Annotated in this window: 10 protein-coding genes; all 10 read left to right on the plus strand. The window is 61.8% G+C overall.

The genetic code is table 11. The annotated features are described in order from the left end of the window. Window positions 1–3 precede the first annotated feature (3 nt). Window positions 4–726 (plus strand): cobalt-precorrin-6A reductase, encoded by a 723-nt coding sequence (locus tag ACYASU_RS04490; RefSeq protein ID WP_463582075.1) that lies wholly within the window; start codon window positions 4–6, stop codon window positions 724–726. Window positions 727–876: 150 nt separating this feature from the next. Next, entirely contained in the window at window positions 877–1,293 is a 417-nt protein-coding gene (locus tag ACYASU_RS04495; protein ID WP_463582067.1) for a DUF2946 domain-containing protein, read from the plus strand. Between the two features lie 49 nt (window positions 1,294–1,342). Continuing rightward, complete coding sequence (locus tag ACYASU_RS04500; RefSeq protein WP_463582068.1) at window positions 1,343–1,819, plus strand: copper chaperone PCu(A)C; 477 nt, start codon at window positions 1,343–1,345, stop codon at window positions 1,817–1,819. A 91-nt stretch (window positions 1,820–1,910) separates the two neighbouring features. Further along, window positions 1,911–2,321 carry a DUF2946 domain-containing protein gene (locus ACYASU_RS04505; RefSeq protein ID WP_463582076.1) on the plus strand — a complete coding sequence of 137 codons (411 nt, stop codon included), beginning with the start codon at window positions 1,911–1,913 and terminating at the stop codon, window positions 2,319–2,321. A gap of 86 nt (window positions 2,322–2,407) precedes the next feature. After that, window positions 2,408–3,781 (plus strand): PepSY-associated TM helix domain-containing protein, encoded by a 1,374-nt coding sequence (locus ACYASU_RS04510; protein WP_463582069.1) that lies wholly within the window; start codon window positions 2,408–2,410, stop codon window positions 3,779–3,781. 264 nt (window positions 3,782–4,045) lie between these two features. Further along, window positions 4,046–7,522 (plus strand): dermonecrotic toxin domain-containing protein, encoded by a 3,477-nt coding sequence (locus tag ACYASU_RS04515; protein WP_463582070.1) that lies wholly within the window; start codon window positions 4,046–4,048, stop codon window positions 7,520–7,522. A gap of 249 nt (window positions 7,523–7,771) precedes the next feature. Next, entirely contained in the window at window positions 7,772–9,037 is a 1,266-nt protein-coding gene (gene urtA, locus ACYASU_RS04520) for an urea ABC transporter substrate-binding protein (protein ID WP_122533769.1), read from the plus strand. A gap of 185 nt (window positions 9,038–9,222) precedes the next feature. Further along, window positions 9,223–10,812: an urea ABC transporter permease subunit UrtB gene (urtB, locus tag ACYASU_RS04525; RefSeq protein ID WP_346629310.1), complete on the plus strand. Its 1,590-nt coding sequence runs from the start codon at window positions 9,223–9,225 to the stop codon at window positions 10,810–10,812. Then, window positions 10,812–11,891: an urea ABC transporter permease subunit UrtC gene (urtC, locus tag ACYASU_RS04530; protein WP_463582071.1), complete on the plus strand. Its 1,080-nt coding sequence runs from the start codon at window positions 10,812–10,814 to the stop codon at window positions 11,889–11,891. The genes urtB and urtC overlap by 1 nt, the downstream gene beginning before the upstream one ends. After that, on the plus strand, window positions 11,888–12,742 hold the full coding sequence (gene urtD / locus ACYASU_RS04535; RefSeq protein ID WP_192173458.1) for an urea ABC transporter ATP-binding protein UrtD: 855 nt from the start codon (window positions 11,888–11,890) through the stop codon (window positions 12,740–12,742). Before urtC ends, urtD begins: the two co-directional genes overlap by 4 nt. The last annotated feature ends 134 nt before the right edge of the window (window positions 12,743–12,876 follow it).

Consider the following 12,876-nt stretch of genomic DNA (forward strand, 5'->3'; position numbering starts at 1 on the left):
GCCATCAAACGCGTGCTGTTGCTCGGCGGCGTGACCGACGCGCTCGCGATCGCCCGTACGCTGGGGCCTCAACATATTTACAGCCTGGCGGGCGTGGGTCGCGTGCCCACCGACTTGCGCTGTGAAGTGCGTGTGGGCGGGTTCGGCGGCGCTGAAGGTTTGGCAAACTTCGTACAGCAAACTGGCATCGATCTGATCCTGGATGCGACGCACCCTTACGCTGCGCAGATGAGCCAGAACGCTGTCATGGCGGCAAAGCTGACCGGTGTCCCCTGCTGGGCATTGCGTCGACCCGCGTGGCAGCCGGGGCCAGACGATGACTGGCGCGAAGTCGCGGACTGGGCAGAACTGATCGCCGCCCTCGCCCCCTTTCAACGCCCCCTGTTCACCCTGGGCCGCGAGCCTTTGCAGCATCTGCACGAGATTCCAACCCATCAGTTCTGGACGCTGCGCGCCCTGGACATCTACCCCGGCAACGAACGCTGTGAAGTGATCGGCGCCCGCGGGCCTTTCCGCCTGGAGGACGAGCGCGAGCTGTTCGAGACTCGCAACATCGACGTCCTCATCAGCAAGAACAGCGGCAGCACCGCGACCGAGCCGAAGCTGGAAGTGGCGCGGGAACGCGGGATGCCGGTGTTGGTGTTGAAGCGGCCGGTGTTGCCGGAGGTGGACCGGGCGTTCTGGAGTGTGGGTGAGGTGCTGGATGCGTTGCGGGACGTTGGCTGACGCATGGCAAAGATGCCGTGAAAATCGTCCGGGTTTGCGGATCGGTCTGACTTCCACCGTCTAAACCCTGACTGAACCAAACCCGCCGCGCGACATAACGTCGCGGGCGGGCTTTTTACATCTGGCGGCCGATCAGGCTAAATGGCCGACATGAAAAAACAACAAGATCAAATCATCACGCAGAAGCGGCGCCGGGCCTTTGCCTGGGTGGCCTGTTTCGCGTTGCTGTTCGGCGTACTGGCAATGCCGATGACACCGACCATGCCGCGCCCCGAGGGTGAGCGGCTGGTCTGGGGAAGCGCCTGCACTGGCGCCGCGTCACGACTGGCCATGACGCCCGTTGAAGTCATCGACAGACAATCACCCTATCACCCCGACATCGCATTCATGCAGCACTGCGCCTGCTGCACACACGACACGCCACTGGTTGCAGTGCCGACCCGCATCGGTTTCGGACTGTTCGCTCTGGTCGAGCCGGTGCGTTTCCCTGTCGCGGTGCTGGTGCTGCGCGCGGCACCCCGTCAGCACTGGCCTGACCGTAATCCTCACGCATCGCCCAAGGTCTGATGTCCCGATCGTGCCGTCGCGTACCTGAATGAACCGGAGACCTGCGTAGATGCTGAACAAAATCCTCCTGCTGATCGCCCTCGCGCTGCCAGCCGGTTTCGTTGAAGCCCAGGATTACACCAAGGGGCAACTGACCGTCACGCAGCCATGGTCCATGGCGCTGCCGCCCAACGCGCCCACCGTCGCTGCGTATTTTGTGATCACCAACAAGGGACCTGACGCCGACAGACTGGAAGCGGTCGACAGCCCCATCGCCGGTGCCGCCCAGTTGCATCAGCACGTGAGCCAGGACGGCCTGATGAAGATGCAGCACGTCGAGACGGTGGATATCCCAGCCGGTGGCACCGTGACATTCGCCCCCATGGCCTATCACGTCATGCTGCTGGATCTGAAAGACCGCACCCGACTCATCGACGGCCAGACCTTCCCGCTGACCCTGCACTTTCAAAAAGCGGGCGACCTGACCGTTGACGTCGTGGTACTGAAACAACCACCGGTTGCTGCCGCTCCGGCCCACGCCCACTGACCCGCTAATACCGACACCACTCCACTTGAACCGCCAGCCCGCGACCCGCGCCAGATCCGCCACCGCCCCTCGTCATCCGCAGGGCGCCTGGCTGAGCCTGTTCGCCATGCTGATGATCTTCATCGGTCCGCTGATCTCGCAATCCATGCCGATGGAGCATCACAGCGGCATGGCGATGCCTGCGCCGACGTCCATGTCGATGCATGGCGAGATGGACATGTCGGCGTCGATGGACATGTCCATCGACATGGGCGCAGACGAGCACAGTAGTCACGTCAAGGCCGAGCAAAGCGCCGGCGTCGATCACGTCATCTGGGCCAAGTGCGGCTATTGCACGCTGCTGTTCAGTTGCCCGGCGCTGACCAAAACCGTGGCCGTATTGGCGCCGGTCCCGCCTAAGCCCGCGGACTTCTACAACGAGGCCCCGCAACACGGCCACGCTCAGCGCAACGTCTTCCCCAACGCTCGCAGTCGCGCGCCGCCCCTCTCGTCAGTCGCCTGAACACCACAAAATTGATTCGTACCCGCTGACGGCTTCCCGGCCGCCAGCGGGTTGCGCCGTGTTTTCCCTGACGGGAGCGTTGCACCATGTCCAAACCGAATGTGTCTTTCTACAACCTGGCGTGGCGATGGCATTTCTATGCCGGCCTGTTCGTCGCGCCGTTCATGATCCTGCTGGCGGTCACCGGGATCATTTACCTGTTCAAGCCTCAGCTCGACGCGCTGATGTACAGCGACCTGCTGACAGTCCAACCCGCCCACCACTCACTCAGTGCCGATGACCTGCAAAAGCGCGTGCTGACCGCTTATCCACAGGCGCAAGTGAGCAAGTACCTGCCGCCGCTGAATGCCGAGGGCAGCGCGCAGTTCGTGGTCAAAAACGACGGCCGCGACGTGAACGTGTTCATCGATCCGTACAGCGGCACGGTGCTCGGTACCCAGGACGCGAAGCAAAACCTGCAAGCCATCGCGCGCGAACTGCACGGCGAACTGATGATTGGCACCGTCGGTGACCGGCTGGTGGAACTGGCCGCTGGCTGGGGCATCGTGCTGGTGGTTTCAGGTGTGTATCTGTGGTGGCCGCGAGGGCGATCACCGGCCGGCGTGCTCTGGCCTCGCCTCACCGCGCGTGGTCGCATTCTCTGGCGCGACCTGCACGCGGTGACCGGATTCTGGGGTTCGGTGGCGCTGCTGTTCATGCTGCTGAGCGGCATGACCTGGACCGGCATGTGGGGAAAGGTCTATGCCAACGTGTGGAACACCTTTCCGGCGGCCATGTGGAATGACGTACCCAAGTCGGACAAGCAAGCGGGCGCCTTGAACAGCGCGAGCGTGCAAACCGTGCCGTGGGCCATTGAAAACACGCCGATGCCGGTGTCGTCCGGGGATCACGCCGAGCACATGAATCACATGCACATGTCCAGCGCTCCCGCAGCGCCGGGCATCTCCCTTCAGCAGGTGGTGGAGATTGCCAAGGCGCGCCATATCGAGCCGGGCTACAGCATCACCCAACCGAAAACGGCTGACGGCGTATTCACCGTTTCCGTGTTCGCCGACGACCCGCGAAATGACGCCACGCTGCACGTCGATCAGTACAGCGGCAAAGTGCTGGCGGATGTGCGTTACAGCGATTACAGCACGGTGTCCAAGGCCACTGAACTGGGCGTGATGCTGCACGAAGGCAAGATGTACGGCTGGGTGAACCAGCTGCTGATTCTGTTCATCTGCCTGATGGTGCTGCTGAGTTCGGTGAGCGGAATCGTGATCTGGTGGAAGCGTCGCCCGCAGAACGGCTTTGGCGTTCCGCCTTTGCGCCATGACTTGCAGCGCTGGAAAACTGCGACGGCGGTGATGATCGTGCTGGGCGTGGCCTTCCCACTGGTGGGCGTTTCGATGCTGGCGGTGTGGCTGCTCGATCGAATAGTGCGTTCGCGCTTTGCCAAAATGGCGACAACAGCTTAGATTGCGTCTCGCGGGGCCTGGAACCTCTTTTGGGTGGTTTAGTGATGAATTCCTCCTCATTTCGGGTTTCAGGCTCCGCACCTGTTTTATCTGCTCACTGAGCGCTGCCTTTCTTCCCCGAAAAATCCTACTTGCCTGGTCGCTTTCCCTTCGCGCTCAGGCCAGAGAGTGCCTACAGACGCACGCCCCAAGCCCTGACTCCATGCAATGAGTTGCCGAACCCAACGGTTCTGCGAATCATCCCCCATGCAATGAACAGGCACCATGAATCCCACAACCGTCACTCCCTCAACTACGTCCACCTCCACACCCATCGCTGACAGCCCCGCGCTGACACGCTACGAGCTGCCCGATTTCACCCAGGCCCTTGAACAGACGTTCACCGAATGCCTTCGCCTGTCCCATCCCGGTCTTGTGGTTGATTGCGCCAGTGCGCGGCTCGTCTGCCGAGAGCGAAACCCGCAACCTGCCGCAACGGCGACCATCAGCAGTTACCCGCTGCTTGCCAGCCTGGTAGCCCATTTCACCGGGCTCTTTGAATGGCAGAACGTCGAGTCTGCCGGGCTCTACGCCACAGAGTTTCCTTCGGCTGACACGCCCTCCCTTGGCGGACTGGACCGCGACGCGCTGGCCACTTTGTACACCTGCGTCGCACAAACGCTGACCGAGCGGTACAAGCAACGGCTCTCGGATCACTGGGCAGAGATTCAGCCTTCCGGCAAAACCCGGCGCGATGACTTTCTCGCCGACCGGGTTCAACTGCTCAGGCTGGAAGGCCAGATGCGTGTCGAGCGCGGCCAGTTTCAGCCGCATCTGCACAGCATGCTTAACGACACGCTGGATTACGGCGTCGACACCTCGCCCGAGCCGTTGCAGAAATACGATGTGTTCAGCTTGTCGCTGGGTAGGAGCGACGGTCCGCTGTTTCCTCTGACCGGCACGTTTGTGATCACCGAACAACGCAGCGATCAGGTTCCGGCAACCGACGACGCGTCACTGGGCGAGGTCATTCTGTACACCCCCGCCGACAGTCTGGAGCGATTCGATTCACTGCATCAGCTCACCGAGACTCTCACCCGACGCCTTGCCGAGGACACTCAACGCGGTCGGCTGCTGAGCCATCTCACGCTCGATGACGTAGTGGCACTGGCGCTTCCCGGCGTTGAAAACGCGCAGCCCGCTCTGCGCTGGAGCTTGCAGAGGCTGGGCAACAATTTCATGAGCCTGCTGCTGACATTGCAGATCATCAAACAGAAGGCCGACTTTGATCACGCGGTGAAAATCGCTCAGTCCCTCAGGCTGGATCAACCCTCATTCCAGCGGCTGATTTTCGAGCTGATGGCCTCGGAACAGCTGTTCGATAACCACCGCATCGAGCGCCTGCTGGATTGCGATGTGGTGCGCGAGCAGATGCCTGAGTGGTGGCAACGGATGAATGAAGATCAGCACGTCGAATGGGCGCGACACGCGACGGTGTACGCGCAGGCGATCCGCGCAATCCGGCGCATCAGCCTTGATCACTTCAACACACCACAAGCTGACAGTCTGCACGTCCTGAGGGCTTACGCCGATGCGACGGTCAGCGCCGCACTGGCGGAGAAAAACATTCAACTGTCGCCCCGACAGATTGTGGTAACGGCGATGTTCCACCAGCCCATCCCGGTGCGCTTTTACCCTATCACCGTGATGGAAACCGAGACTCACTCGCAGACCTTCTCACTGCACGCCCTGGCCCACGACAACGCACTGCGGGTGACCGCTCAGGATGCCAGCGAGTTGCGGGCTGCAGACGGGCACGGTGCAGAAGTACCGGGTCTCTCCGCAGAATTCACGCGCGAGCTGCTGGCGCGAATCGACATGCCAAAGCGACTGGATGACTACCTTGCCGAACACTTTGACCACTCTGATTTCGCTGACCAGTTGAAGCATCAGCACCGCGAGTTGCTGTTGGCGCGCCTGGGCATGGCGTATATCGAGAGTGAGCTGAACGGCTTTCCTGAAAACCGGCTGGCCTGGATCAAAGCGGTACTGGACGGTCCCGATTCACAGCGGCGTCAGGGGGTGGGCGGGGTCAGGATCGAGGTGCGATTACTGCAGATCAGCGGGGTAAAAATCCCGGACATCATGCTGATTGCCCCGGTCGGCAAATTCGACAAGGGGCCTCTGACCCTTTGCACGCTTAACGCGCCGGATAACGTGGTGTTCCGCACCTTTGACAGCATGTTCCATCTCACCCAGGCGTTTCTGGAACAAGACGTGTACAAATCCTACGTGGCGAGGTTGATGCCATTGGCCGACAGGCGCCTGGCCCGGGTGATGCTCGATTATGAGGAGTGGCTCAAGCACTGGCGCTTTCCAGACGCGTTGACGTCGCTGCCAGGTCCATTTCCCGCCCCGTCCCATTTGATAAAGCCAGTGGTCTTCGTGACGCAGACGGGCGATCTGTTTGACGAGCATTTCAGGATCAGGATCCGCCAACTGAAAGAAGAAGCGAAATCCCTGTTGGTCCAGCCTGGTGGTGGCAATTCCCGAAAGCAGGTATTCGACATGGTCGTGAGCATCGCACTGCTGCTGTTGCCCCCGCCGGTCATGGTTCCGCTCGCACTGGGGCTGGGCCTTTACAACGCCTGGAGCGGCTTTCAAAAAGTGGATGAAGACGACTGGGAGGGTGCAGCCCAAGAGTTTACGGACGCGGCCGGTTATTTGCTGACTGCCGGGATTGGTCGAGCAAGCGCCGCAGCGCTGAAGGGGCCTCAACTGGCGATGATAAAACGCCCGCATCTGGTCCGCCGTACCGGACGCCATGGGCAGGTGCAAATCGGCTATATGCTGTCACCCGCTGGTGCGCCCTTCTTTGCGGAGTCGGGCATGGTCACGCGGCTGGACCCGAACAAATTCACCGAAATCACCTTCGGCTCTGAAACGGGTTACGTGGGTCGACGCTTCAACCTGTTCGGACGATCTCGCCTGTATCGCCCCTATCCTCGGGATCCAGCGCTACTGATCCATGAGGATGAATATGTCGTCCGGTCAAGCGCCGGGGGCTGGAAGAAGGTCTCGCAACCGGTCGTGCGCCTGAGTCCACAGGCCGACCGACAGGCCCGGCATGACTTGAGCCGATTGCTCAACGGATGGCCTACCCCAATCGAAGGCATTTCCATCACTGAACCGTCCCTTGATGAACCGCGCTTCCTGGCCCTCGCGAACCACGCCAAAGCGGAGCTCTACCCCGAGCTGCTCGACTATATCGAAGGCGGCTCGGCCGAGATCAACCGACTCTTGAGAAGCGGCGCGCGAACACCCCGCACGCAGGCATTCCTCAACCAGTTCCACCGCCTGCGCTCATGGAAAGGCGATGCGTTCCGCGCCGCGCACGTAACAGACGAGGGCCTGCAGCAATTGCGACGCGAGCTCGGTGCGGTGTTCGTGGATGCGGGCGTGCAATCGGCGTCGATCAGCCGAACCAATGCCGTGCGCTGGAGCCTCGACAGCTTCGTGACTGACCCGGCGCCGAGCAATACGCATCCGGTGTTTCTGATCTTCGCGCCGTCGGTTCCGAAGAAAAACATGTTCTCGGGCTTCCTCGGTGATCACGTCGCCATCCCGCCCGGCACCCGCCTGCAACTCAGGGCGTTCAGAGAGGTGAACGGAGAAACGTTCGCCTATTTCACCGCGCCGGACAGGCTGGTGTACGAAACATTCGATCTGTTCACCGGCGAGCGTGAGCTTTTTGTGAGGTAGCCCTTCTCGCCAATCGCGTCAGACCACCCAGCCGTGCGGCTCCAAAGGGATCGCACCAGTTGGGCGCACCTGACGCACCACCTGACTCGCACCGATCCACATTGGTGCGGGGCGCCCTGTGCAAGCGACTTTTTCATTCCATTTTCCGACGCGCGCGGCCTTGGCCCAGCGTTTGCTAAAGCCTAAGCAGACTCAACTCTGCACCGCCAACAGCCGTCGTCTAAAAAAATCAAAGAATGGAGCTAGCCAATGAAGCGTCGTAGTTTGCTGAAAGCGTTCACTTTGTCTGCATCGATCGCAGCGATGGGTTTGACCTGGACCGCTCAGGCGGCCGAGACCATCAAGGTCGGCATTCTGCATTCTTTGTCCGGCACCATGGCCATCTCCGAGACCTCGCTCAAGGACATGGCGCTGATGACCATCGATGAAATCAACGCCAAGGGCGGCGTCAACGGCAAGATGCTTGAGCCTGTGGTGGTCGACCCGGCGTCGAACTGGCCGTTGTTTGCGGAGAAGGGCCGCCAGTTGCTGACCCAGGACAAGGTCGCCGTGGTGTTCGGCTGCTGGACCTCGGTGTCGCGCAAGTCGGTGTTGCCGGTCTTTGAAGAGCTGAACGGCTTGCTGTTCTACCCGGTGCAGTACGAAGGCGAAGAGATGTCACCGAACGTGTTCTACACCGGCGCCGCGCCTAACCAGCAGGCCATTCCTGCGGTTGAATACCTGATGAGCGAAGACGGCGGCGCGGCCAAGCGCTTCTTCCTGCTGGGCACCGACTACGTCTACCCGCGCACCACCAACAAGATTCTGCGCTCGTTCCTGCACTCCAAAGGTGTGGCGGACAAGGACATCGAAGAGGTCTACACCCCGTTCGGTCACAGCGATTACCAGACCATCGTGTCGAACATCAAGAAGTTCGCGGCAGGCGGCAAAACCGCTGTGATCTCCACGGTCAACGGCGACTCCAACGTGCCGTTCTATAAAGAGCTGGGCAATCAGGGCCTGAAAGCCACCGACGTACCGGTGGTGGCTTTCTCGGTCGGCGAAGAAGAATTGCGCGGCGTCGACACCAAGCCGCTGGTGGGCAACCTGGCCGCGTGGAACTACTTCGAATCGGTGAAGAACCCGGTCAACACCAAGTTCGTCGCCGACTGGAAGGCCTACGCCAAGGCGCACAACCTGCCGAACGCCGACAAGGCTGTGACCAACGACCCGATGGAAGCCACGTACGTGGGTATCCATATGTGGGCGCAAGCGGTCGAGAAAGCCAAGTCCACCGACGTGGATAAAGTCCGCGAAGCCATGGCCGGCCAGACCTTCGCCGCGCCGTCAGGCTTCACCCTGACCATGGACAAAACCAACCACCACCTGCACAAGCCGGTGATGATCGGCGAGATCAAGGCCGACGGTCAGTTCAATGTGGTCTGGCAGACCAAAGAACCGATTCGCGCCCAGCCGTGGAGCCCGTTCATTCCGGGCAACGACAAAAAGCCTGACTACGCGGTGAAGAGCAACTAAGGAAAACAGGGTAAACGGTCGGTTGAAATGTTCCGGCTGAACCTATCCCTGTAGGAGTGAGCTCGCTCGCGATTGCGATCTGCCTGTGACGATGATGTCGGCTGGTATACCGCCATCGCGAGCAAGCTCACTCCTACAGGTTCCCCGTCTGACGTTACGTCATGCGGGTGCTCTCAGGATTCGATATGCCCAGATACTTCCACCACCTTATTCTCGCGCTGTGCCTGTGGCTGCCCTTCGCCGCCCACGCCAGCGAGGCCGGCGACTTTGTTGCGGCCGACTCCTCCGAGCGCGCCCAATTGCTGGAAAGCTGGGCCGCCAGGCCTGACCCGGCGCGCGTCGAGTTGCTGGTTGCCCTGCAGGATGGCCGCGTCGCTGCCGACAGCAGCAACCGGGCGTTCATCCAGAACGGCGACAGCTTTATCGCCGTCGACCCGGACGCCCCCGCGGTGGCCGATGCACCCAACCCCGATGCGCCCCAAGCCATCAGCCTGAACAACCGCCTTCGCGGCCTGATCAATACCGCGCTGGCCAGCCATCAGCTTTTAGCCGCCGACCCGAAAGTCCGTCTGGCCGCCGCGCAGGTCCTGCAAAAAAGCGCCCGTCCGGCGCAGTTGCCCTTGCTGGTGCAGCAAGTGGCGAGCGAACAGGACGACAGCGTTCACGCCGCCCTGACCCTGGCGCTGGCCAATCTGCAACTGGTCGACATCAGCCCCACCGTGCGGCTCGCCGCCGTGCGTCTGCTCGGTGAAACCGGTGATCCACTGGCCCGCACCCGTCTCGAAACCCTGCTCGAACCCAACGTCGAAACCGACGCTACCGTGCGCCTGGCGGCCGAAACCAGCCTGGCTCAGGTCAAACGCAAATTGATGTTCGGCGAGATCCTCGGGCAAGCCTTCGCCGGCCTGTCGCTCGGGTCGATTCTGCTGCTGGCGGCGCTGGGACTGGCGATCACCTTCGGCCTGCTCGGTGTGATCAACATGGCCCACGGCGAGATGCTGATGCTCGGCGCCTACGCCACCTACGTCGTGCAGATGATGTTTCAGCGCTACGCCCCCGGCGCCCTTGAGTTCTATCCACTGGTGGCGCTGCCGATCGCGTTTTTCGTCACCGCCTGCATCGGCATGGCGCTGGAGCGTACGGTCATTCGCCACTTGTACGGTCGCCCGCTGGAAACATTGCTGGCGACATGGGGCATTAGCCTGATGCTGATTCAGTTGATCCGCGTAGTGTTCGGCGCGCAGAACGTCGAAGTGGCCAACCCGGAATGGCTGTCGGGCGGCATTCAAGTGCTGCCCAACCTCGTGCTGCCCTGGAACCGCATCGTCATCATTGCGTTCGCGCTGTTTGTCGTCGTGCTGACCTGGCTGCTGCTGAACAAAACGCGCCTGGGCCTCAACGTGCGCGCCGTCACCCAGAACCGCAACATGGCCGCCTGCTGCGGCGTACCCACCGGGCGCATCGACATGATGGCCTTCGGGCTCGGCTCCGGCATCGCCGGTCTGGGCGGCGTGGCGCTGAGCCAGATCGGCAACGTCGGCCCTGACCTGGGCCAGAGCTACATCATCGACTCCTTCCTCGTGGTCGTGCTCGGGGGCGTCGGTCAGCTGGCCGGCAGCGTCACGGCGGCCTTCGGGCTGGGCATCGCCAACAAGATCCTTGAACCGCAGATCGGCGCGGTGCTGGGCAAGATCCTGATCCTGGCGCTGATCATTCTGTTCATTCAGAAACGTCCGCAAGGCCTCTTCGCACTCAAAGGACGGGTGATCGACTGATGAATCAGCCATTGATGGTCACTGCCGCGCAACGCGCCGGCACCAAAGTCACAGTCGCGGTCGGCGCGGTCATTCTTGCCCTGCTGATCGCCCTGCCGTTGTTGTCCCTGCTGCCTGAAAGCAACGGCGTGCAGGTGTCGGCCTACACGCTGACGCTGGTGGGCAAGATCCTCTGCTACGCGATCGTCGCGCTGGCGCTGGATCTGGTCTGGGGTTACGCCGGCCTGTTGTCCCTGGGCCACGGGCTGTTCTTCGCCTTGGGCGGTTACGCGATGGGCATGTACCTGATGCGCGAGGCGTCGGGTGACAGCCTGCCGGCGTTCATGACCTTTCTGTCGTGGACCGAACTGCCGTGGTACTGGGTCGGCACGCAGCATTTCCTCTGGGCCATGTGCCTGGTGGTGCTGGCGCCGGGGTTGCTGGCACTGGTGTTCGGCTTCTTCGCCTTCCGTTCGCGGATCAAGGGCGTGTACTTCTCGATCATGACCCAGGCCCTGACCTTCGCCGGCATGCTGCTGTTTTTCCGCAACGAAACCGGCTTTGGCGGCAACAACGGCTTCACCAACTTTCGCAGCATTCTGGGGTTCAGCATCACCTCCCAAGGCACCCGCGCGGTGTTGTTTCTGCTGACAGTGGCGTTGCTGGCGGGCAGCCTGTTCGTCGGCTGGCGTCTGGCGCGCAGCAAGTTCGGTCGCGTGTTGACAGCCGTGCGCGATGCGGAGAACCGCCTGATGTTCTGCGGCTACGACCCGCGCGGCTTCAAACTGTTCGTCTGGGTGTTGAGCGCGGTGTTGTGCGGCCTGGCCGGGGCGTTGTATGTGCCCCAGGTCGGCATCATCAACCCAAGCGAAATGTCGCCGACCAACTCCATTGAAGCGGCCGTCTGGGTCGCCCTGGGCGGTCGCGGCACGCTAATCGGCCCGCTGCTAGGCGCCGGTGTGGTCAATGGCATGAAGAGCTGGTTCACCGTGGCCTTCCCTGAATACTGGCTGTTCTTCCTCGGCGCGCTGTTCATCGTGGTGACGCTGTATCTGCCCAAAGGCGTGATCGGCCTGATCAAGAAAAGGGGCGAGCAATGAAAAGCACTCCGACGCCCGCATTCGATCCGGTGCTCGACCCGAACAGCGATGCCGGTACCAGCCGCGACGCCATCGGTCTCGGGCAGGTTGCCGGCAAGGGGCTGAACACCTTGCACGGCACGATCCTGACTCTGGAAGACATCAGCGTCAGTTTCGACGGGTTCAAGGCTCTCAATGATCTGAATCTGTACATCCGCGTTGGCGAGCTGCGCTGCATCATCGGCCCCAACGGTGCGGGCAAGACCACGCTGATGGACGTGATCACCGGCAAGACCCGCCCCAGTCACGGCAAGGCCTGGTTCGGCGAAACCCTTGATCTGACCAAGATGAGCGAAGTGCAGATCGCCCAGGCCGGGATCGGGCGCAAGTTTCAGAAACCCACGGTGTTCGAAGCGCTGAGCGTGTTCGAAAACCTGGAGCTGGCGCAGAAGACCGACAAATCGGTGTGGGCCAGCCTGCGGGCCAAGCTCAACGGCGAACAGCGCGACCGCATCGACGAGGTGCTGGAAACCATTCGCCTGACCGCGTCGATGTCACGGCCCGCCGGGCTGTTGTCCCACGGCCAGAAACAGTTTCTGGAGATCGGCATGTTGCTGGTCCAGGACCCGCAATTGCTGCTGCTCGATGAGCCCGTCGCTGGCATGACCGACGCCGAAACCGAATTCACCGCCGAGCTGTTCAAGAGCCTGGCTGGCAAGCACTCGCTGATGGTGGTCGAGCATGACATGGGCTTCGTCGGCACCATCGCCGACCATGTCACCGTCCTGCACCAGGGCAGCGTGCTGGCAGAAGGATCGCTGGAAGACGTGCAGGCGGATGAACGGGTGATTGAGGTGTATCTGGGGCGGTAATGCGCCCTCCTTGTAGGAGTGGGGGGGGGGGGGGGGGGGGGGGGGGGGGGGGGGGGGGGGGTGGTGGGGGGCGGGCACCCCACCCCACCGCCGCCCCCGACCCCCAAAGAACTAAATTTTGTGAAGGCAGGAAC

Source organism: Pseudomonas sp. HP_12 (genome assembly GCF_055283955.1).